General features: G+C 39.0%; 18 protein-coding genes. All 18 read left to right on the forward strand.

What is annotated here, in order from left to right; translation table 11 throughout:
• Positions 1-27 precede the first annotated feature (27 nt).
• The 18 genes from BM086_RS15365 (at position 28) to BM086_RS15450 (ending at position 24,317) form a co-directional block, all read left to right on the forward strand.
• Entirely contained in the window at positions 28-993 is a 966-nt protein-coding gene (locus BM086_RS15365) for an SGNH/GDSL hydrolase family protein (protein WP_092328694.1), read from the forward strand.
• Positions 994-1,004: 11 nt separating this feature from the next.
• Positions 1,005-1,373 carry a transporter gene (locus BM086_RS15370; RefSeq protein ID WP_092328699.1) on the forward strand — a complete coding sequence of 123 codons (369 nt, stop codon included), beginning with the start codon at positions 1,005-1,007 and terminating at the stop codon, positions 1,371-1,373.
• Complete coding sequence (locus tag BM086_RS15375) at positions 1,370-1,717, forward strand: EamA family transporter (RefSeq protein WP_092328703.1); 348 nt, start codon at positions 1,370-1,372, stop codon at positions 1,715-1,717. The genes BM086_RS15370 and BM086_RS15375 overlap by 4 nt, the downstream gene beginning before the upstream one ends.
• Positions 1,718-1,720: 3 nt before the next feature.
• Positions 1,721-5,215, forward strand: a complete 3,495-nt coding sequence (locus BM086_RS15380; protein ID WP_092328708.1) for a GH25 family lysozyme — start codon at positions 1,721-1,723, stop codon at positions 5,213-5,215.
• An 80-nt stretch (positions 5,216-5,295) separates the two neighbouring features.
• Positions 5,296-6,381, forward strand: a complete 1,086-nt coding sequence (rfbB, locus tag BM086_RS15385) for a dTDP-glucose 4,6-dehydratase (RefSeq protein WP_092328713.1) — start codon at positions 5,296-5,298, stop codon at positions 6,379-6,381.
• Positions 6,382-6,397: 16 nt separating this feature from the next.
• Positions 6,398-7,267 carry a glucose-1-phosphate thymidylyltransferase RfbA gene (gene rfbA / locus BM086_RS15390; protein ID WP_092328718.1) on the forward strand — a complete coding sequence of 290 codons (870 nt, stop codon included), beginning with the start codon at positions 6,398-6,400 and terminating at the stop codon, positions 7,265-7,267.
• Positions 7,268-7,287: 20 nt separating this feature from the next.
• A complete protein-coding gene (locus tag BM086_RS15395; RefSeq protein WP_092328722.1) occupies positions 7,288-7,788 on the forward strand; it encodes a hypothetical protein in 501 nt (166 codons plus the stop codon).
• A 65-nt stretch (positions 7,789-7,853) separates the two neighbouring features.
• The gene (gene rfbC, locus BM086_RS15400; protein ID WP_092328725.1) at positions 7,854-8,399 is read left to right on the forward strand and encodes a dTDP-4-dehydrorhamnose 3,5-epimerase; all 546 of its coding nucleotides are present in this window, start codon (positions 7,854-7,856) and stop codon (positions 8,397-8,399) included.
• Positions 8,396-9,397, forward strand: a complete 1,002-nt coding sequence (locus tag BM086_RS15405) for an ABC transporter permease (protein WP_242952235.1) — start codon at positions 8,396-8,398, stop codon at positions 9,395-9,397. Before rfbC ends, BM086_RS15405 begins: the two co-directional genes overlap by 4 nt.
• A 40-nt stretch (positions 9,398-9,437) precedes the next feature.
• Positions 9,438-10,745 carry an ABC transporter ATP-binding protein gene (locus BM086_RS15410; protein WP_092328734.1) on the forward strand — a complete coding sequence of 436 codons (1,308 nt, stop codon included), beginning with the start codon at positions 9,438-9,440 and terminating at the stop codon, positions 10,743-10,745.
• Between the two features lies 1 nt (position 10,746).
• Positions 10,747-12,909, forward strand: a complete 2,163-nt coding sequence (locus tag BM086_RS15415) for an SAM-dependent methyltransferase (RefSeq protein WP_242952236.1) — start codon at positions 10,747-10,749, stop codon at positions 12,907-12,909.
• 4 nt (positions 12,910-12,913) lie between these two features.
• Positions 12,914-15,052: a glycosyltransferase family 2 protein gene (locus BM086_RS15420; RefSeq protein ID WP_092328739.1), complete on the forward strand. Its 2,139-nt coding sequence runs from the start codon at positions 12,914-12,916 to the stop codon at positions 15,050-15,052.
• Positions 15,053-15,067: 15 nt separating this feature from the next.
• Positions 15,068-17,125 (forward strand): glycosyltransferase family 2 protein, encoded by a 2,058-nt coding sequence (locus BM086_RS15425; RefSeq protein WP_092328744.1) that lies wholly within the window; start codon positions 15,068-15,070, stop codon positions 17,123-17,125.
• 135 nt (positions 17,126-17,260) lie between these two features.
• A complete protein-coding gene (locus tag BM086_RS15430) occupies positions 17,261-19,000 on the forward strand; it encodes a phospho-sugar mutase (RefSeq protein ID WP_092328747.1) in 1,740 nt (579 codons plus the stop codon).
• 25 nt (positions 19,001-19,025) lie between these two features.
• On the forward strand, positions 19,026-20,471 hold the full coding sequence (locus BM086_RS15435; protein ID WP_092328751.1) for a glycosyltransferase family 2 protein: 1,446 nt from the start codon (positions 19,026-19,028) through the stop codon (positions 20,469-20,471).
• Positions 20,468-21,427, forward strand: coding sequence for a glycosyltransferase family 2 protein (locus tag BM086_RS15440; protein WP_092328756.1), 960 nt, complete (start codon positions 20,468-20,470; stop codon positions 21,425-21,427). Before BM086_RS15435 ends, BM086_RS15440 begins: the two co-directional genes overlap by 4 nt.
• A gap of 25 nt (positions 21,428-21,452) precedes the next feature.
• Complete coding sequence (locus BM086_RS15445; protein ID WP_092328760.1) at positions 21,453-22,859, forward strand: undecaprenyl-phosphate glucose phosphotransferase; 1,407 nt, start codon at positions 21,453-21,455, stop codon at positions 22,857-22,859.
• Positions 22,860-22,946: 87 nt separating this feature from the next.
• Positions 22,947-24,317: an LCP family protein gene (locus BM086_RS15450; RefSeq protein ID WP_242952237.1), complete on the forward strand. Its 1,371-nt coding sequence runs from the start codon at positions 22,947-22,949 to the stop codon at positions 24,315-24,317.
• Positions 24,318-24,355: the final 38 nt, after the last annotated feature.

Below are 24,355 nucleotides of genomic sequence, written 5' to 3' on the forward strand. Positions count from 1 at the left end.
TAGTCCTTTACTAATTGGAGGCATATTATGAGAAAAAACAAAAATACGAATCTATCGGATATCCCTGTTTGGGTGCATATTACTCTGGGGAGTATAATAGCGATTGTTATTATTTTTTCAGTATACAAGCTGATTCGCTGGAATATGGGAACCGCTGAGCTGGATACTACTGATACGGGAAGTTATGAAGTGGAGATAGAGGATCAGATTTTTCTTTTACCCAAGGAAAAGACGGAAGGGCATGTATTTGATGATGAAGAAACGATTCTCTTTCTTGGAAATGATGCAATAACCTATGACCAGGGAGAGACAGGGGTAACTGCGCTGGTTTCAAAAAAGCTTGGAGCAACTTGCATAAACTGCGGCTTCCCATCTTCAACAGTTGCACTTGAAAATGCAGAGTATACGGATGATTATCCTCTTGATGCTTATAGCTTTTATAATGTGGCAGAGAGTATTGTAAATGGCGACTATAGCTTGCTTGATGCTAATGCATCAAAGTTTGAGGATTATACCTATAGAGGTTCTGTGGACAGATTAAAGAATGTGGATTTTGATAAGGTTGATACAATTGTTATTTACTACAATGCACAGGATTATCTGAATTTGCGAATAGGAATGAATCCGGATAATGATGTTGACCCAATTACCTACAGTGGAGCACTGAATGCAGGCATCAAGGCGATTCAGGAGAAATACCCATATATAAGGATAGTATGCATGTCCTTTACAATGTGTTACTCATATGATGCAAGTGGCGCTATTGTAAGTGGAGACAGATATGACTTTGGAAATGGTAAGCTTACTACTTATCGTCAGTTCATGATAGATGTTTCGGGCGCAACAGGAGTGTCATTTGTGGATAATTATTATGGAACGATTCATGAAGATAACAGCGCTGAGTGGATGCTTGATAATATACATGTCAATGCCAAGTGTAATGAGCATATTGCAGAACATTTTGTAAATGTAATTTATAAGAATAATCCATAAGGAATTGTTTTATGAAAAAGAAAATTCGATTTTTAGACTTTTTATTCCTTCAGGGAGCTGTCATAGTGTATTCACTTTCAACTGTTGCGGCCAAACTTGCATCTGAACATGAGTTTTTATCATTTAAATATATTTTGTTCTTTGGACTGGAATTTGTGATCCTTGCTCTATATGCCATAATCTGGCAGCAGATAATAAAGAAATTTCAATTATCTATTGCCTGCGCCAATAAGGCGGTTACACTATTGTGGTCCATGCTTTGGAATTTCATTATTTTTTCACAGGGGATAACGGTGTTTAAGGTGATTGGAGTTATCTTTGTTGTGCTCGGAGTAATGGTCATGAATTCTGAAGAAGGCAGTAGGGAGGAATCAAATTGATCAGTATATATTTCTTTATGATGATCATATCAGAATTTGTTTCAGCAAGTTCACAGATGCTCCTTAAAAAGAGTGCGGGAAAGGAATACCGCAGTTTTATAAGAGAATATCTTAACGGATGGGTTATCTGTGGATATGGACTTTTATTTCTGGCTATGGTCATATCTATATTTTGCTATAGCGGACTGGGATATATGGGGGTAGTGGTTCTTGAACCGATAAACTATATTCTGGTCATGATAATGTCGAGAATTTTTTTCAAAGAGAAGATAACAAAGAAAAAGCTGCTTGGAGTTATGCTTATTATTTGTGGAATTGTGATCTTTTACGGAGCGAGAGGATAAGGCATGAAAAAGTTTAAGGGGTTCAATATCAGATTAAGAAGAGATGAGGATAATTACAGGGGCAATCAATCGGATTTTGATGAAGATGATTATCCGGAAGATGAAGATTATTCTGATGATGAAGAATATCCGGAGGATGGAGACTACTCCAATGATGAAGACTATCCGGAAGATGAGGACTATTCTGATGATGAAGAATATCCGGAAGATGAAGACTATTCCGATGATGAAGAATATCCTGATGATGAATATTTAGAGAATAAAGAATATTCAGATGACAGGGAATATACTGATGGAGATGACGATTATCCAGATGAGTATTATTCGGATGAAATTAGAGATGTAAGGAAAAATGTTGGACGTGATAATGATGAAGTTACCAGGGATAAAGTCGTTTATGGCACATTTACAGAAGCTGTAAAGAACGATTATCCCAGCGAGGAACGTACTGATTATCCGGACGATGATCATTTTGAAAATGATGATTACCCAGAGGAAGAAAAATACTCTGGTGAAGATAGATATTCTGAATATGATTATACTGATGGTAATAGATCTTACGAGGATGGAGAATATCCAAAAGATGATGATTATCCCGATGATGAAGACGACGATTATCCCGTTGATAGAGACTATCAGGCTGAGGAAGATGATGATTATCCCGACGATGAAGAATATCCAGATGAGGGAGATGATGATTACACTGACGAAGAATACTCGGATGATGATAATACAGAATCTCTCCCCGCAAGAATACTTACGTTCATAAAGAATACATCTTTAGTGGAGCGAATGGCAGCAATATTTGCCCTTGTTATACTGGCAGGTGGAATAGGAGTTGCTTTATTTTATTCTACGGCTATGGGAAATCGCAAACAGCTGGATTCTTTTTCTGAGATAACATCGACAGTTGCAGATGGAAGCGTGGTTGGAGAGAGAGGAATTGCCGCAGTTGCAGATGCAGAGCGCGCAAGGACTGCTACTACAGAAATCATAACCCCTGAAGAAGCAGGAAATGAAGAAATACAGGAAGAAGAGGAAAAAGAAGTAGCTGATGATGCTGAAGATGTTGTTATCAAGATGACACTTACAAGTATCAAGAGCGATTTGAAAGTAAAATTTATCAATTCCATAACAGGTAAACTTGTTGCAAATCTTCCTCTTGAAATAGAAGTTGTGACACCGGATGGCACTACTGTGACTTACAATGATCATGACCAGGACGGAATTATATACAAGAAAGATATAACAGCCGGTGATTACAAGGTTACTCCCAAGAAGCTGCCGGCTGGTTTTGAGAAATATAATCTGGCGATTGAGACAAAGACCCTTACAGTTAAAGATAAGGTTGAGATGAAAGCCGTAGATGTCAGCAATGAGGTGAAGAAAGAATCTCAGGTTAATGTTGCAGCAGAGGACACTGCAGTTAAGACTGAAGTGGAATCCAAGCTTGCTGATACTGTTGAATGGGTTGAAAGTACTAAGACTGCGGTTGGTGAAAATACAAACGGCGAATATACCTACGAAGAAGTAGATAAAAACAGTATCACAGATCCATCAAGCAGCTCTATGCTTGGCTTTAACCGCACGATGCTTCTTGCGCTTACAAGTACTGATAATAAGGAAAATCCTCAGCCTGAGGCCGGAAATGAGAATGCTTCTGAAGGCAGTAATTCTGATTCTGGTGAAAACAGCCAGTCCTCAGAGGGTGAAAGTAAAAGTGAATCCGAATCTGAGAATAAAGGAAACGGATCAGAAAGTGGAAGTACTGAAGAAAGCAATAATTCAGGTACCGAAGCTGAAAACGATAAAAAAGATGATAATAACAAACCGGCAGAAGAAAAACCGGCTGATGACAAAAAAAAGGAAGAGCAAAAGAATACTGACGACAACAAAACATCTGGAGATAACAAAACTTCTGAAGAAGAAAAGAAGACTCAGGAAAAGGATAAGACTATCGCTGTTACAACTTCAGAGCTTGCCCTTAAAGTTGGAGAGCATAAGAGAATTGAAGTTACTGAACCTGCAGGAGCTAAGTATAAGTCAAATGATGAAAAGATTGCTGTAGTAGATGGAAATGGTGAAGTTACCGCAGTGACAGCAGGAAATACAACAGTAACAGTGTCAGCTGAAGGTTACAAGTCTGTAGATGTAAAAGTAAATGTACAAGCTGCGGATAAGAATCTGATAGTGGTTACAGCAGATAAGAATCAGGTACAGGTTGGAGAAACAGTTACATTAAGTATTGCGGGACCTACAGCGTATAAATGTGTTTCCAAAAATGAAGACAAGGTTAAAGTAGTTGATGCAAGCAAAGGTCTTTTGATTGCAATAGCTGAAGGAACAGCAGACATTGTCATTTCTGCCGATGGCTATGAAAGCGCACAGATCAAAATTGAAGTAAAGGCTAAAGCAGCCGGTAAGGTTCCGCTTAGCATAAGCAAATTGACCCTCGTTGAAGGCGTTGCCTTTAAACTATCATCTACGGAGGCAAATCTTGCTATCAAGCTTGAATCAAATAAGCCGGAGGTTGCATCTGTTTCAGAAACTACAATAACTGCAAGAGCAGCAGGAGAGGCAGTTATTACCGTTTCTTCGGATAAGTATGAGTCAAATGCTGTGACAGTATATGTTGTGAGCAAGGGCACTGTGCTCAAGGATAATAGCGGAAATGTGGTTTATGTCAAAGATGGCAATGGTAATTTCAGAGAAGCTACATATAGTGATTACTATGGTGGAAGCGCTTTCTACAGGAGGAAGGCTGCAGCAACCTACAGATATACAGGTTGGCAGACAATAGACGGAAAGACATATTTCTTTGACAAAAATGGTAATGCTGTGACAGGAGAACAGGTTATCCAGGGAGCAAAATATACATTTGGCTCGGATGGTGTGCTTTCTGCTTCTTCAGGCGTGATGGGAATTGATGTCAGCAAGTGGAACGGAAATATAGATTGGAATGCAGTCAAAAACTCAGGAATCAAGTATGTCATCATAAGATGCGGATACAGAGGTTCCTCACAGGGTGCATTGATTGAGGATTCAAAATTCAGAAGTAATATTAAAGGTGCTTTGAATGCGGGACTTCAGGTTGGAGTTTATTTCTTTACCCAGGCTGTCAATGAGGTAGAAGCCGTTGAAGAAGCTTCTATGGTAATAAGCCTTTTGCAAGGTTACAACATTTCATATCCGGTTTATCTTGATGTTGAAGCCAGCAATGGGCGTGGCGATAAGATAAATGCAAGTCAGAGAACAGCTAATATCAAAGCGTTTTGCGGAACAATACAAAATGCTGGCTACAGAGCAGGCGTTTATGCAAATAAGACATGGTTTACAAGCTTTATCAATACATCACAGCTGACAGGCTATAAGATATGGCTTGCTCAATATGCTCAGGCTGTAACGTACAATGCAACAAGATATGATATGTGGCAGTACTCTTCAAAGGGAAGAGTTACAGGAATTTCCGGCAATGTGGATATGAATATCTGCTACTGATACTTTAAACTTCTACTTGCGGACTTATTATGTTATACTATGTCAGTAAAAGTATGTTTTTTTAAAAGAGGATGATAAAAATGAGAACTTATTTAGTAACAGGGGGAGCTGGATTTATCGGTTCTAACTACATCAATTACATGTTTAAGAAATATGATAATGAAATTCGCATTATCAATGTAGATGTACTTACATATGCAGGTAATCTTGAAAACCTTCGCGATGTTGAAGGAAGAGACAATTATACTTTTGTTAAGGCAGATATCTGCGACAGAGATGCGATCAACAAGATCTTTGAAGAAAATGATATCGACAGAGTTGTTCATTTTGCTGCAGAAAGCCATGTTGACAGATCAATTGTAAATCCTGAAGTATTTGTTCAGACCAATGTACTTGGCACAGCTACAATGCTCAATGCTGCAAAGAAGGCATGGGAGAATCCTGATGGAACATTCAAGGAAGGCAAGAAATTCCTTCACGTTTCAACGGATGAAGTTTACGGCTCTCTTGATGATGATCCAAATGCTTATTTCTATGAGACAACACCATATTCACCACACAGCCCTTATTCAGCTAGTAAGGCTAGTTCAGATATGCTTGTTAAGGCTTATATGGATACATATAAGTTCCCTGCAAATATTACAAACTGTTCCAACAACTATGGACCTTATCAGTTCCCTGAGAAGCTGATTCCGCTCATTATTCACAATGCTCTTGAGGGAAAAGACCTTCCCGTATATGGCGATGGCAAGAATGTGCGTGACTGGCTCTATGTTGAGGATCATGCGAAGGCTATCGATATGGTTCAGGAAAAGGGCAGACTTTTCGAAACTTATAATGTTGGTGGTCACAACGAGAAGCAGAATATTGAGATCGTTAAGACTATCATTGACGTATTAAGAGAAGAGCTTGATGATTCAGATCCAAGAAAAGCTCACCTTAGCTATGACCTTATCAAGTATGTAACAGACAGAAAAGGTCATGACAGAAGATATGCTATTGCTCCTGATAAGATCAAAGCTGAGATTGGCTGGGAACCTGAGACAATGTTCAATGAAGGTATCCGCAAGACAATCAAGTGGTATTTTGAGAACCAGGAATGGATGGAACATGTTACAAGCGGCGACTACGAGAAGTATTATGACCGCATGTACTCTAACAGATAAAAGGAGCTAAGGCACTATGAAAGGTATTATTTTAGCCGGCGGATCAGGAACAAGACTTTATCCGCTTACAAGGGCAATGTCTAAGCAGATGATGCCTGTTTATGATAAACCAATGATCTATTATCCTCTTTCTACGCTTATGCTTGCGGGGATCAGAGAGGTACTTATTATTTCTACACCAAGAGATCTTCCGGTGTTCAAGGAATTGTTCGGAAGTGGCGAGCAGCTTGGAATGAGTTTTGAATATGCTGTTCAGGAACAGCCAAGAGGACTTGCTGATGCATTTATCATTGGAGCTGACTTCATTGGTTCTGATTCAGTTGCATTGGTACTTGGAGATAACATTTTTTATGGACAGAGCTTCTCTAAGCTTTTAAGAGAAGTAGCTTCAAGAGAAAAGGGCGCAACAATATTCGGATACTATGTAAGAGACCCCAGAGCTTACGGAGTAGTTGAATTTGATGAAAACGGCAAGGCAGTAAGCATTGAAGAAAAGCCGGAGAATCCTAAGAGCAATTATGCTGTTCCGGGATTGTATTTTTATGATAATGATGTTGTTGAGATTGCAGCCAATGTTAAACCTTCAGCAAGAGGTGAGATTGAGATTACAAGTATCAACAACGAGTATCTTCGCCGCGGAGAGCTTCATGTTGAGACAATGGGAAGAGGTTTTGCATGGCTTGATACAGGCAATCATGATTCACTTCTTGATGCTTCTGATTTTGTATGCGCATTCCAGAAGAGACAGGGACTTTACATTTCCTGCATCGAGGAGATTGCGTTCAAGCAGGGCTTTATCAGCAAAGAACAGCTTCTTGCACTTGCTGAGCCTATGTTAAAGACTGATTATGGTAAATATCTTGTAGAGGTGGCAAACGGACTTTGATGCTCTAATGGGGGGGACATATGGACAAAAAAGTATTCAGGTTGACATTGCTGACTATTTTCAGTGCACTGGTATTAGTTTTTGTAGTTATTTATGTAACCAACGCAGATAAGTTAAGCAGATTATTCGGAAAGAAGAATACTGCTGTAGTGACTGAGGCAGTGACCGAAGAGGCTTCTGAAACTAATGAGGTCATATACGGGCAGCAGATTGGGGATGACGTCAAGAGCTTTATGTATGATGACAGCTTTTTTGATGAAGCTGAGAAAATCCCTTCTGTTGTAGTGATACAAAAGAACTCCAAGACAACCGGGAATTCTGTGGAAGCATCTACAGAAGAGAAAAGTGACGATGAAGAAGGCGGAAGCGGTATGGCGGTTGTAGGTCAGCTTGATAACCCAGGAGCAGATAGTGATTCTTTACAGGATGACAATGTGTTAAATGAGCCTGATTTAATTCAGGGGACAATTGATCCTTCTCAAGATACGATCGGAGGAACTCCTGTGGGAGAACTTCCATAAATTCAGCAGACATATCTTTTTATGCTGTAATATATGAATAATTATAGAGTGGAGTGATATATAAAATGGGTAAGTTAACAGTTGAAACTTGTGAAATTGAAGGTCTTAAAGTAATTACACCTCAGGTGTTTGGCGATGCGAGAGGCTATTTTGTTGAGACTTATAACAAAAATGATTTTGTTGAAGCCGGAATAACATGTGAATTTGTTCAGGATAATCAGTCAGCCAGCAAAAGAGGAGTTTTAAGAGGACTTCATTTTCAAAAAGAATTTCCCCAGGATAAGCTTGTTCGCTGCATAAATGGTGAGGTTTTTGATGTGGCTGTTGACCTTAGAAGAGATTCTAAGACATTTGGCAAGTGGTTTGGTGTTGTTCTTTCAGCTGAGAACAAAAAGCAGTTCTTTATCCCTAAGGGATTTGCTCATGGATTTTTAGTTCTTTCTGATTATGCAGAGTTTGCATATAAGTGTTCTGATTTCTATCATCCAAACGATGAGGGCGGACTTATCTGGAATGACCCGGATATCGGAGTTGAATGGCCTCTTCAGGAAGGCGTAGAACTCATTTTCTCTGACAAGGATACAAAATGGGGAGGAATCAAGGAATATTGAATAAGGGGGTAAGAAAACTTCCCAAGCGCGCAGGCTTGGGGATTTTCTATTGTTTAGCGTTTGCACTTGCACTTCTTTTGGTGCTTCATAATAACCCGCTGGCAGATCAGCATACAGAATTCCTCAAAAAAATTTGCGGATGTGTGCTGATTTGTTTAAGTTGCGTACTTGTCTTTGTCTGGTATGAACGACTGACAGTTCTTCCGGTTGAGCTCTTCAATTCAAGAAAGCTTATCAAGAGATTATCTGTTAATGATTTCAAAAAGAGATATGCGGGCTCATATATGGGAATTGTGTGGGCACTGGCACAGCCGGTGGTCACTGTTTGCATGTATTACATTGTTTTTGATGTGATATTTCAGTCAAGAGCCCAGGCTGTTTCAGGAGGCGCAACTGTTCCGTATGTTCTTTTCCTGACATCCGGTCTTGTGCCATGGTTCTTTTTCTCTGAAGCATTGACTAATGGTACAACCTCTCTTTTGGAATATAACTATCTGGTAAAAAAAGTACTGTTTAAGATAAGTATTCTCCCTATAATCAAGATAATAGCAGCAATGTTTATCCACGTTTTCTTTATCGGCGTTTTGATGGTGATTGCCTGCGCCTACGGTTATTATCCTAATATTTACTGGCTGCAGCTAATTTACTATGTCGGATGTGAGTTTATATTGGTGCTTTCAATAAGCTATGCAACCTGCGCAATTGTAGTATTTTTCAGAGACCTTCTGCAGATCATCAGCATAGGTCTGCAGCTATTTCAGTGGTATACTCCTATTTTATGGAATATAGATATTGTTCCTGATAAGTATAAGTGGCTTATTAAATTAAATCCCATGACATATATTGTTGAAGGATATAGAAATGCCATTTATGGTGATACATGGTTTTTTGAACATTTCTATTCATCAACATATTTTTGGATATTTGTTGTTGTAATGTTTTGTTTTGGCGCATTGGTATTTAAGAGATCCAAACCACATTTTGCAGATGTTCTGTGACATACTGACATCCTAATAAGTTTTTGGAAAGATTGGATAAATGGAAAAAGATATAGCGATTGAGGTTAAAAATCTCACTAAATCTTATAAATTATATAATAAGCCCATGGACAGACTTAAGGATTCACTGGGACTTGCAAAAAAGAAACAGTTCAGGGAACATCTTGCACTTAATAATGTAAGCCTTACTGTCCATAAGGGAGAAACAGTTGGTATTATCGGAACAAATGGTTCTGGAAAATCCACAATATTAAAAATAATAACAGGTGTTCTTTCACCAACATCAGGAGAAGTTAATGTTGCCGGGCATATTTCAGCTCTTCTTGAGCTGGGAGCCGGTTTCAACATGGAATATAACGGAATCGATAATATTTATCTTAACGGAATGATGATTGGTTTTTCTGAGGAAGAGATTACCAAAAGACTTGATTCTATTTTGGAATTTGCAGACATAGGCGATTATGTTTATCAGCCATGCAAGACATACTCAAGTGGTATGTTTGTCAGACTGGCATTTGCTGTAGCTATCAATATTGATCCGGAGATACTTATTGTTGATGAAGCGTTATCTGTAGGAGATGTCTTTTTCCAGGCAAAATGCTACCATAAATTTGAGGAATTCAAGAAGCAGGGGAAGACAATTCTTTTTGTATCACATGATCTCTCAAGTATAAGTAAGTATTGCGACAGAGCTGTTTTGTTAAATCAGGGTGTATTGTTGGGTGAAGGCACTCCCAAGAAGATGATAGATATTTATAAGCAGGTGCTTGTTGGTCAGTATCCGCTTCCTTCAAGTGATACAGAGAATCTCCTTGATGATGATGAAATTAGAGCAGCGGCGGCAGAGGCAGATAAGAGGTCTGACTCAAAGTTAAAGGATAAGAATACTACCGGAGAGAATCCGGATACACTTGAATACGGAAACGGCGCAGCAACTATAGAAGAATTCTATGCTACAGATGAAAAAGGACTTAGGGTGAGCTCAATAGTTAAAGGCACTGATTTTTCGATTCATATGAAGGTCAGATTTAACAGAGATGTAGCAGCGCCTATATTTGCTTTTACTTTTAAGAATATAATGGGAATAGAAATAACCGGTACTAATTCCATGGTGGAAAAAGCCTTCCTTGAGCCGGTAAAAAAGGGAGATGTGAAAAACGTTACCTTTACACAGAACATGTCATTACAAGGCGGCGAGTATCTGATCAGCTTTGGAGTTACCGGATTTGAACAAAATGATTTTACTGTTTATCACAGATTGTATGATGCACTGAATATTACTGTTGTTTCTGACAAGAATACAGTTGGCTATTATGATATGAATTCAAAATGCAAGGTGGAAGACTAAAGTGCAGGAAGAGATGAAGATTGGCAATGTTACAATGAATTTCAAGCACTACTCAGGTGTAGATCTGTATAGTGATGGTGCAATTGAAAATGAACTGCTTAATATTGTCAAAAAATACAAAAAATCAGAATACAAACAGGTAATTGAAGAGAGTGGAAACTGGCCTGTACTCTACCATTTGTCAGAGCAGAGAGCCAATATAGTAGAATGGATTCCTATGGATCCCAATGCCAAGGTTCTGGAAGTTGGTTCCGGCTGCGGAGCTATTACCGGTATGCTTGCAAAGAAGGCAGGGCAGGTTGTTGCCTGTGATCTTTCAAGAAGAAGATCTGAAATAAATGCCAACAGAAATAAAGAGTATGGCAATGTAACAATTCATGTTGGAAATTTCAGAGATATTGAGCCTGATCTTCCCAAGGATTTTGATTACATTTTTTTGATCGGCGTTTTTGAATATGCGCAAGGTTACATTGGGACAGATAATCCTTATGAAAAATTTCTGACTATGTTAAAGCGTCATCTTAGAAAAGGCGGAAGAATAGTCATTGCGATTGAGAACAGATTGGGACTTAAGTATTTTGCAGGCTGTGCAGAAGATCATCTTGGAACATTTTTTACTGGCATAGAAGGTTATTCTTCAGATAGTGTTGCTAAAACTTTTACCAGAAACGGTCTGATCAATATATTTAAGAAGTGTGGGCTTAACGAATACCATTTCTACTATCCATATCCTGACTATAAGCTTATGACAATGCTCCATTCTGATTATTATCTTCCTGGTTTTGGAGAACTACAGGATAATGTCAGGAACTTTGACAGAGACAGGATGGTGCTTTTTAATGAGAAGCATGCCTACGAAGACCTTGTAAAAGACGGAATGTATCAGGATTTTGCAAATTCCTTCGAGGTAATTCTTGGTCCCGGATTTGATACCATTTACTGCAAGTACAGTAATGACAGAGTGGATGAATTTAAGATTAGAACTGATATTGCGATAAGCAGGACGGGCCGTAAGATAATCAAGAAATTCCCACTTACAGAAGCAGCCAGAGAACACGTTTTTGGAATGAGAGATGCTTACGCAGGTCTTATGGAAAAATACAGAGGCGGAGATTTCGAGATAAATGATTGTCAGATAGATCCTGAACAGGGATGCGCAATCTTTTCCTTTGTAAACGGAGTGCCCCTTTCTTCGCTTCTTGACGCGTGCATAGATAAAGATGATATGGAGGGATTTCAGGCTCTTTTAAACGAGTATATTAGAAGAGTTAACTATAAGCCTGATTATCCGGTATCTGATTATGACCTGATTTTTTCCAATATTATGGTAAATGGTCCGATTTGGACTATAATAGATTATGAGTGGACTTATGGAAAGTGCATTCCTGCGAAGGAACAGGTTTGGAGAGCGCTCTATTGCTACAAACTTGAGGACAGAAAAAGAGAAAAGTTTAATTTTTCAGGCTTATTTAGCAAGCTTGGGCTTGATGAGCAGGATATTAATTCATTGCTTGAAGAAGAATATGCATTCCAGAAGTATGTTACCGGAAATCGCAAATCATTAGTTGAAATATGGAAGAATATCGGAAGAAAGGTGATTGTTCCCAAAGAACTTGATCTCAAGACACAGGGGACCAGACCTGATGATTGTATTCAGATATATATGGATGAAGGGAACGGATATTCAGAGGATGATTCTCTTTTCCCGGATGTTAAGTATGATGAAAAGAATACAGTTAGTCTTGATATCACTGTTTCTCCTAATTGTAATGTGGTGAGAATCGATCCTGCATTTGCAACATGTCTTGTGACAATATTGGATGCTACCTGGAATGGAGAACCTTTTGGAGACAATGCTTCTGACATATCGATACATCCGGTGAATGGTAACTGGATTTCAGATGATTCTATTATTTTTAATACAGAAGATCCTAATATTGAGTTTGGGCTTACAAGTGAAAGACTTAGGGTTAAAGATAGAAATCATCTGTGCGTTAAATATATCATGACTCTTTTGCCAAAGAATGCTGCGGAAGCAGCTGTTGCTTCACTGGATAGTACATCGGAGAGTCGTACTGAGTCAAAAGAGAACATAATCGAGAAACTTGGGAAAAAGCTGATTCAGAAGTGCGAAGAAAGATATTATAGAGACGAAGAGGAGTAACACATTGGGGGAGATACTCAAGGATTTAGCTAAGGCTGTTCTTATACGCAGTCGGGTAACTAAATACAATCGAATCGTTAATTTCAAGTCTTCAGCCTATGATAAGTGGCAGAAGAATCTGGAAAAACAGCCTGTAGTCAAGGCGGAGGCTCCGATTGATTATGAGACTTCAGAAACAGGTGAGCTTGTTCCGCACAGACTTCCGGAACCCAAAGTAAAAGTATATACCTATTCCAAGGTGTGGGAGGCTTCCGGAAATAAGAATGATGAGGATGTAGTATATCTTTTTGCAAGTCCTAAGGGAAGACTTACAAAAAGGGCTACAGAAGTCATCAAACAGTATTTTATTGCCCATCCTGAGCACAACGTGGTATATGCCGATGAAGATGAGTATGGTAAGGGTGGAAAACTGATTCATCCGTATTTTAAGCCGGACTGGTCTCCTGATTCATATCTGAATGCTTTCTATATAGGAAGTGTATTTGCCTGCAGATCCAAAGTATTGCATGAGGCTGCGGGTGAATATGACAATGCCGTCAGAATGCTTGGCGGAACCAATGTAAATAAGAAGAACTCACCGGAACATGTGGGATTTGAAGCTTCGCTTTTATCTGCAGATGTTCTATTTTGCATGCTTGCAATTCGTGAACATGCCTTTGCCAAAAGAACCGGTATAGAATTTCCTATAGGACATGTCAGAGAAGTACTGTTCCACAGAAATGCCGATCAGGATGTCTTTTACGGAAGATCATTTCATAATTCCAGGCATATGCTTCTAAGGCCTACGACAGTAAGCATTATTATTCCATCCAAGGATCACCCGGATGTACTAAAGAGATGTCTGGAATCAATTGTTCAGACAACAAAAGCTGATGATAACCTGACATACGAGATAGTTGTTCTTGATAATGGAAGTGAAGCCAAGAACAGAATCAGATATGGAAGTTGTATAGGCAAGTTGCCAAAGAAAAATGGACTTACAAGAATAGAGTATATCTATAAGCTTTCTGAGTTTAATTTTTCTGCAATGTGTAATAAGGGAGCAAAGAATTCCACCGGCGAATACCTGCTTTTCCTTAATGATGACATAGAATGTGTTAAGGAAGGATGGCTTCGCGAGCTGGTTTCTCAGGCTCAGTTAAAGCATGTTGGGGCAGTTGGAGCCAAGCTCATATACCCGGAAACAGATCTTATTCAGCATGCCGGAATAGCGAATGTAAGGCGTGGGCCTGTTCACAAGCTTCAGAAGATGCATGATGAGAAGATACATTATTTTGGATATAACAGAGGTATTCACAATACAATAGGTGTTACAGCAGCATGCCTGTTGATAAGCAGACAGAAATTCAATGATGTTGGAGGATTTCCTGAAGAACTTAAGGTTGCCTTTAATGATGTTGATTTTTGTTACAACGTATTTGAAAAAGGCTACTACAATGTTTGCTGTAATCATATTTATCTAAGGCACCATGAATCTCTTTCAAGGGGACTTGATAATCTTGATGCCAAGAAGATGGAAAGACTTGCAGCTGAAGGCGATATCCTTATGCGCAAGCATGTGCATCTTTATAATGAGGATCCATTCTATAGCCCGCATTTGACAGAAGATGAGACAATATCAGCGATTATTCCAAGGGAAGATTACACTCCTGTTGAGGACATTCCGTATGCAAATGTGACTATACATGACAATGGAATACGCGGAGCAAGAGAAGACCAGTGCCTGAGAATTGGCTGTGAATACAACGGCACTGTGGATAACTGGCTTTATGGTGTTTCTGCCGAAGGAAATGCAGATGGCTATTATCTTAAGGGATATAGTTTTGTCATTGGTTCAGACAATGCAATTTTCGAAAAAAAGCTTTTACTTAGGCGTGTTGAGCGCCTTGAGGGCGGTGCCGGACCATCAGGACCCAAGGTTTACAGTTTTACGCCATATACATGGTACAGACCTGACATCAGAGTAAGGCTTCAGGACCAGGTCAATGTAGACCTTACCGGCTATAAGCTCAAGATAAAAAAAGAACTATTACCGCCGGGCTATTATCAGGTGGGAATGCTTGCCATTGATAAGACCAGTAGGCTAAGGCTCATAAACTGGGTGCCCAATATATTGATAATACGTTCAAATCATCAAAACTAACAGGAATATATTTATATGTCAGAAGAAAAAGATTACAAAACTGCCTATGAGCGTGAAAAGTTAAAAAGCGCTGATCTGGCAGAAAGAATAGCAGAACTTGAAGATAAAAACCAGGAACTTCAGTTTAAACTGGACAGGATCAAGAATAATCCCATATGGAAGGCTTCTACTCCTGCCAGAAATACAATGCACTGGGTAATAAGACAGCGGGACAGGATAAGAAATCAGGGATCCCTACGCGGCGTAGTAGCTAAGATTAAGTACAAACAGATTGAAAAAAAGGCAATGACTCATTACGGAACAGAGAGTTTTCCAAGTCAGGAGACTCGCATGCAGCAGGAACAGGCTGTTTTTGAAAAAATGCCTCTTATTTCAATTCTTGTTCCTTTATATAACACTCCCGAAAAGTTCTTAAGGGACATGATAGAATCTGTTCTTGCTCAGACTTACGGAAACTGGCAGCTTTGCCTTGCGGATGGTTCTGATGCAGAGCATGTTGGCCTTGTGAGCAGCATAGTTAAGGAGTATCAGGCAGATTCAAGGGCTAAAAAGAAAAGCGGTGATTGTCGTATAGCCTATAAGAAGCTTGAAAGAAATGAAGGCATTGCAGGAAACACCAACCATTGTCTTGAGCTGGCTGAAGGAGAATATTTAGGTCTTTTTGATCATGATGATATTCTTCATCCTGAGGTTCTTTACTGGTATGTAAAGGCTATAAATGAGGAAAATGCTGATTATATCTATTGTGATGAAACTACCTTTAAGGGTGATGACATAAACAAGATGATAACCATGCATTTTAAGCCTGACTATGCAATAGATAACCTTAGAGCAAATAATTATATTTGTCATTTCAGTGTATTTAAAAGAACTTTGCTTGATGGTACAGAGTTGTTCAGAACAAAGTTTGATGGCAGTCAGGATCATGACATGATTCTTAGATTAACTGACAGAGCTGAGCATATTGTACATGTGCCAAAGCTTCTTTATTACTGGAGATCACATGCAGGAAGCGTGGCGTCTGATATTAGCGCAAAGCCATATGCAATTGATGCTGCAAAGGGTGCTGTTGCCGATCATCTAAGAAGACATGGATATGATCATTTTAAGATAACAAGTACAAGGGCTTTTGAAACTATTTTTAAGATTACCTATGAAGTAATTGGTACTCCAAAGATCTCAATAGTTATTCCAAATTGCGAACACGCAGAGGATCTTAGAAGATGCATAAGTTCTATATATGAGAAATCTGTTTACGACAATTACGAGATAATTGTTGTTGAAAACGGAAGTACCGGTTCGGAAATAAAGGGTTATTACGAGGAATTAAAGACCGGTTCGCTAAAAGATATCGTAAAGGTTGTGGATTTCTACGAAAATGGCGCACATTTAAGTCAGGATGGTTCAAGACCTGCTTTTAATTATTCAGCAGTAGTGAATTATGGAGTTTCTCACAGTACAGGCGAATATGTGATCCTGCTCAATAATGATACTCAGGTAATAACCGTCAACTGGATGGAAGAGCTTCTTATGTACGCTCAGCGTCAAGACGTGGGTGCAGTCGGCGCAAAGCTTTATTTCCCCGACAGAAAGATCCAGCATGCAGGAGTAGTTCTAAAGCTTGGAGCGCACAGAACAGCAGGACATTCTCATTATGGCCAGGCGGGAATGAATCTTGGATATATGGGAAGACTGTGCTATGCACAGGATGTGAGCGCTGTTACAGGAGCATGCCTCATGGTGAGCCGGGCAAAATATGATGAAGTTGGCGGATTTGATGAGGGATTTGCTGTAAGCCTTAATGACGTTGATTTTTGCTTGAAACTAAGAAATAAAGGATATTTAAATGTCTTTACTCCATTTGCTGAACTCTTCCACTATGAGTCACTATCAAGAGGCCTAGACCTTGAAGGAAAGAACGCAGAGCGTTACGAGATTGAATCTGAGCATTTCAGAACAAAATGGAAAGATGTCCTCGATAAAGGCGATCCATACTATAATCCTAATTTTTCATTGGATAGAAGCGATTTCAGTCTGAATGTGGAAGGCTATTCAAGTCTTAGAACGCAGTGATAGAGAATTACCTGTTACAGTAACAATCTTTGTTCATAATAATTGCGTTATTGCTATTACATATTGATAATATGTCAAATTAATATGATATAATTTTCATGATTGATTTTTAACAATATGAAGGAGGATGAGGAAATGAGTGACGCTCAAAAGCAGTTAGAGTATTGGCTTAATGATTCTTATTTTGATGATGAAACAAAGAAAGAACTTATGTCAATCCGTAATGATGAAGCAGAAGTGGAGGACAGGTTCTATAGAGAGCTTGAATTCGGTACAGGTGGACTTAGGGGAGTTATCGGTGCCGGTACTAATAGAATGAACAAATATGTTGTTCGTAAAGCAACACAGGGTCTTGCTAATTACATTAAAAAGCATGGTGGCGCAGACGCAGCAAAGAAGGGCGTAGCAATTTCTTATGACTGCAGAAGATTTTCACCTGAATTTGCAGATGAGACAGCTCTTTGCCTTGCAGCAAACGGAATTAAGGCATATGTCAGCGATATTTTAAGACCTACACCGGAGCTTTCATTTGCTCTTCGTGAATTTGGATGCATCGCAGGTGTTATGGTAACAGCATCACATAATCCACCTGAATATAATGGATACAAGGTTTATTGGGAGGATGGCGCACAGGTTACACCTCCTCATGATACAGGAATTATTTCTGAGGTTGTCGCTATTACTGATTATCATGAAGTAAAGACTATGTCCAAAGAAGATGCTATCGCTCAGGGACTTTATGTTTCTTTTGGCGAAGAAATCGATGATAAATATATGGTTGAACTTAAAAAGCAGATCATCCACAAGGATGTTATCGATGAGATGGCTGATAAGTTTACAATCGTTTACTCTCCATTCCACGGCACAGGTAATCTTCCTGTAAGAAGAGTGCTTAAGGAACTGGGATTCAAGAATGTATTTGTTGTTCCGGAGCAGGAACTTCCTGATCCAGATTTCACAACTCTTGATTATCCTAACCCTGAAGATCCTAAGGCATTTGAACTTGCTCTTAAGCTGGCAAAAGAAAAAGATGCTGATATAGTTCTTGCAACTGATCCTGATGCTGACAGACTTGGTATTTATGCAAAAGATAATAAGACAGGCGAATACGTTGCATTTACAGGAAATATGTCCGGAATGCTTATCGGAGATTATATTTTAAGAGAGCGTCAGGCTACAGGAACAATGCCTGCAAATCCTGCATTTGTAACAACAATAGTTACAACTAACATGGCTAAGGCAGTAGCAAGCAAGTATGGCCTTCATTATATTGAAGTTCTTACAGGATTTAAGTACATCGGAGAGCAGATCAAACTTTTCGAAGAAAATGGTCAGTCTCACAATTATGTATTTGGTCTTGAGGAATCCTATGGTTGTCTTGCAGGAACGCATGCAAGAGATAAGGATGCTGTAGTAGCAGTTATGATGCTCTGTGAACTTGCTGCCTTCTATAAGAAGCAGGGCAAGAGTGTCTGGGATGCAATGATCGATATGTATGAAGAATATGGATACTACAAGGAAGGACAGTATTCTATCACAATGAAGGGTAAAGAAGGCGCAGAGCAGATTGCAGCGCTTATGGACAGACTTCGTAAGAATCCTCCTAAGGAATTCGGTAACTGGAAAGTTGAAGAATTCAGAGATTACAAGACTGGTAAAACTCTCGATATGGAAACAGGTAAAGAGGGTGAGACAGGCCTTCCATCTTCAAACGTATTGTATTTTGCACTCAATGATGATTCATGGTGCTGCGCAAGACCTTCAGGAACAGAGCCTAAGATTAAGTTCTACATGGGCGTAAAAGGCAAGAACCTTGAAGATGCAGCAAAGCTTCAGGATGAACTCACAGCTGCAGTTAAGAAAGTAATAGAATGATAATAATAATGTAAGGTAAACAAGGATGGGAATTAAAAATGCGGTCCTAAAGACAATTGCATATCAGAAACGCAATGGTACAAGGGCCGCATTTTTTGCTGCCCTTGAAAGACTTAGAGATAATCATAACGAGAAATACGATTATGTACCTCTTTCAAAAGAAGTAATAGAAGAACAAAAACAGGAATACAGATTTTTGGCTGAAGCGGGGAACTGCGTAAGATTTAGCATTGTAGTTCCTCTTTTTAATACTCCGGAAAAGTATCTGCGAGAAATGATCGAGTCCGTTCTGGCTCAGACCTATGGGAATTGGGAGCTGGTTCTTGCTGATGCATCACCGGATACGTCAGATATTGTATTGGATTACGCTCAGAAAGATCCAAGAATAAAGTATTATCACTTCAGTAAGAATGAGGGAATTTCTGAAAATACAAACAGAGGATTAGAAAAAGCATCAGGTGATTATATCGGATTGCTTGACCATGACGATCTGCTCACACCGGATGCTCTTTTTGAGGTTTCACGGGTTATCAGGAAGAGTATGAGCCGAAATAAACTGTCCAGGTATTCCGGATGCCCAATAAGGCTTATTTATTCTGATGAAGATAAATTTGATGATTCTAAACAGCGTTATTATGAACATCACGCCAAACCTGATTTTAATATGGATTATCTTTTATCGAATAATTATATCTGTCATTTTACGGTCATGCGCTCTGATATAATCAGACGATTGAAATTGCGAAAAAAATATGATGGTGCACAGGATTTTGATCTTTTTATGCGGGCATGTGCAGAAGCCTCGTTAGAACTTCCGTCAGCTTCATATCAGATCATTCATATTCCTAAAGTGCTATATCATTGGAGATGCCATAGTAATTCAACAGCTGCAAATCCTGCAAGTAAGACATATGCGTATGAGGCAGGGCAGAAGGCTATTTTAAATCTTCTAAAAAGCTATAATATAAATGCAGAGGTCGAGCCTTTAAAGCATCTGGGATTTTATAGGATCAACTATTTGCCGGATGTTTTTGGCGGAAGAAAAGATGTAGGATGCATCGGCGGTAAGATTCTTGGTAAACGAGGAAGAATCGTAAGCGGAGCCTTTTCTAAAAATGGAGATGTCATGTACTTTGGACTTCCTGAAGGCTACAGCGGAGGCTTTCAACATAAAGCTGTCTTGCAGCAGGACTGCCAGGCAGTTGATATCAGATGTCTTTCTCTAAGAAGTGACCTTATTCCTCTGTATGAAAAAATTGTTGGAATAAAGTATGTAGATACTTTTCAGAATTTTGAAACAGAAAATGAAGACGGAAAGCGTAAAGATAAATACGACAGAACAGGAAATGAGATTGATTCAATGAGCGAAGAAGAAATCAGGCGGCTTAGCTGCAAACTTGGTGAAGAAATAAGGAAATTCGGTCTGAGAATCGTTTGGGATCCCCAGAGAGTTAAAAGGGTACGCGTATGAATACAGTTTCTGTTGTTATTCCGAATTATAATGGAAAAAAATATCTGCGTGATTGTCTGGAAAGTTTAAAAAAACAGACATTTAAGTATATGTCTATTATTCTTGTGGATAACGGTTCAGATGATGGAAGTATTGAGTTTGTCAGAACTGCATATCCACAAGTTATAATAAAAGAATTAGGTAATAATACCGGATTTGCGAATGCTGTAAATGAAGGAATAAAAGCTGCAGATTCCAAATATGTTTTTTTACTTAATAATGATACTATTTGTGAGAAAAATGCTGTAGAATCTCTTGTTTTGATCATGGACAAGAATCCTAAGATTTTTAGCGCGCAGGCTAAAATGCTACAGCTTAAAAATCCTGAGCTTATAGATGATGCAGGAGACTATTACTGTGCATTGGGGTGGGCTTTTTCACCATCAAAGGATAAGAAAAGCACATCTTCAGATAAAAGAATATGCATTACCAGCGCATGTGCAGGAGCTGCTATGTACAGGCGGGAATTATTTGACGAGATCGGATATTTCGATGAGGAACATTTTTGTTATCTGGAAGATGTGGATTTGGGTTACAGGGCAAGGCTGTATGGATATCTGAATGTCATGGAACCGCAAGCTATTGTGTATCATGTTGGTAGCGGAAGCAGTGGCTCAAGGCATAATGCATTTAAGGTTGAACTTACTTCGGCCAATAATTTATACTTTTTGTATAAAAATTTTGCTATACTACAGATTATAATTAATCTTCCACTTATAGTAATAGGTGTTATAATAAAGCATGTTTTTTATATGAAAAAAGGTCTCGGGGGAGCACATATAAGAGGGTTGTCCAAGGGCTTTAATAAAATAATCAAAAACTCGGAAAAAAGAGTTACCTTTGGAAGAAAGCAGATTATGATGAGTGGTTTGTTACAGCTTGAGTTATGGGCAAACTGCTTAAGGCGCCTATTGTAAATAAAAGGTAACTTGAGGCACATAGATGATAAAAGATAACCAGCAACATTTAAATAGGGTGCATGTGGTTGTGGATGGGCTCTTTGTAGTCGGTTCATATATGCTGTCCTATTATATTAAATTTGAGTCTTTTCTAGGAGACAGGAATCCTGCAGGTCACCTTTCAATGGAGACATACTTTTCTGCCTTGTATTTTTTGGTGCCTGCATATCTTTTTCTGTATTATCTTGTAAATCTTTATACATCAAGGCGTGCGCTTAAGCTATGGGATGAATTTGTTGATATCTCGCAAGCAAATGTCATGGGCGGACTGGGATTTATAGTTGTTTTGTTCATGTTAAAGCAAAATGACTTCTCGCGAACCATGATTGCGATATTTGCAGTCCTGAATACTACGCTTACTACAATCGCGCATGGTCTGGTTAGAAAACTCCTTCGTTTTATCAGAAAAAAAGGCTACAACATTAAACATATCTTACTTGTTGGGTATTCAAGAGCTGCGGAGGCATATATCAGCAGGATTTTGGAAAATCCTCAGTGGGGATATGATGTTGCCGGAGTACTGGATGACTTTGTTCCGATCAATACCAGTTATCATGGAGTCAGGGTTATAGGGAAAATAAATGAACTTGGAGAATATCTGAATAATCGTGATTATGATGAGATAACGATAACACTTCCTCTTAATGATTATGACAGACTTGAAGAGTTAGTGGCACAATGCGAGAAATCCGGCGTTCATACAAAGTTTATTCCGGACTATTCATCTCTTTTCCCAAGTAATCCATATACAGAGGATGTTCAGGGAATACCTGTTATAAATATCAGATACGTTCCGCTTACAAATTCTTTAAACAGACTTTCAAAAAGAATTGTGGATATCGTTGGTTCGTTTTTGGCTATTATTTTATTTTCCCCTATCATGCTGGCGGCAGCGATTGCTGTAAAAACATCCAGCAAGGGACCAATCATTTACAAACAGGAGAGAATTGGTCTTAACGGAGCGCCTTTTATGATGTTTAAGTTCAGGACCATGAAGGTGCAGACGGAAGCTGAGGAAAAGAAAGGGTGGACAACAAAGAACGATCCACGAGTTACAAATGTGGGGGCTTTTTTGAGAAAATTCAGTATTGATGAACTTCCACAGTTGTTTAACATTCTGGTTGGTCAGATGAGCCTTGTTGGACCAAGACCGGAGAGGCCGCAGTTTGTTGAAAAGTTTAAGGAGCAGATTCCAAGATACATGGTTAAGCACCAGGTAAGACCCGGACTTACCGGATGGGCTCAGATAAATGGTTATCGTGGAGATACTTCCATCAGAAAGAGAATTGATTATGACATTTATTATATCGAGAATTGGTCAATGACATTCGATATAAAGATTATTTTAGGTACACTTAGATATGGCATATTTAACAAGAATGCATATTAAGTGCCTTGTATATTTTTTTTAATTGTGGCAAAATGTTATGGTGGTATGTGGGAGCATATCACCATATTTTTTGTTGGGAGGATGTTAATGATGTCAAACCGTGACGATGAATATTACGATAGAGATACCAGAAGACCGTCTCAGAGAAATTCAAGAGATGACAGGCCAAGAAATGATCGAGACGACAGGTACAGAGATGATTATTACGAGGATGATTACGACGATTACGATGACAGACCTGTAAGGAGAAGACCGGCTGAGCATTCAGGTACAAGATCTTCATCAAGAGGAGGTTCTTCATCAAGAGGCGCTTCATCAGCATCAAGATCGGGAAGCTCAAGAAGTGGTGCATCAAGAAGCTCAGGTTCACATAATGGTGGCTCTTCAAGAAAACCTGCAAGGGGAAAGAAGAAAAAGAATCAGACACTTGCAATTGTTCTTGTACTTGTAGAAATACTTGTTGCCTGTGCGCTTGTATTTGTTGCTTATCATGTATTCTTCAAAGTTGATGTTACCAAGGTTGGTAAGGTCAATATGAATGAAGAGGTTATCACAAAGAGTATCAACGAAGGGGTTGCAGAGAACAAACAAATGGTAGGCTATACCAACATTGCTTTGTTTGGTGTTGACTCAAGAGAAGGTGAACTTACCAAGAAGACCAGAAGTGATACAATTATCATTGCTTCAATCAATAATGCCAACGGTGAGATTAAGCTTTGCTCCGTTTATCGTGATACATATCTGAATCTTAGTAATGACGAGTACACTAAGTGTAACGCTGCATATATGGAAGGCGGTCCTGAACAGGCAATATCCATGCTTAATATGAACCTTGATATGGATATCGAGAACTTTATCACTATCGGTTTTAGAGGTCTTACAGATGTGGTTGATGCCCTTGGCGGAATTCCGATTGAAGTAACAGATGCAGAAATTTCTCATCTTAACAACTATCAGTCAACAATGGCAACTGAGCTTAAAATGGACTATACACCTGTTAAGAGCGCAGGACTTCAGACACTTAACGGACTTCAGGCGACAGCTTATTGCCGTATCAGATATACAGCAGGTGATGACTTTAAGCGTGCATGGAGACAGAGAACTGTTCTTATGGCATGTCTTGAAAAAGCTAAAGGTATGAGCTATTCACAGCTTGAAACTGTTGCAAATAAAGCTTTTGGTGAGACATATACTTCATTAGATCTTAGCGAGATTCTTGATCTTCTTAAGAACATAGCTAATTACAATGTTGTTGATAATAATGGATTCCCTGAGGAATCAATGAGAACAACAGGAACTATCGGTAAGAAAGGAAGCTGCGTTGTTGCGGTTGATCTTGAATCAAATGTAAAGTGGCTTCATACATTCCTTTTTGGTGATGAAAGCTATACAGTATCAGAGGATGTAAAGAAATACAGTGACAAGATTAAATCAGATACATCATCTTATCTGAATTAAGTGACGTATAAGTACTTTTGTCAATTGAGATAATAGTG

The sequence above is a fragment of the Butyrivibrio sp. YAB3001 genome (assembly GCF_900112195.1).
Taxonomy (GTDB): domain Bacteria; phylum Bacillota; class Clostridia; order Lachnospirales; family Lachnospiraceae; genus Butyrivibrio.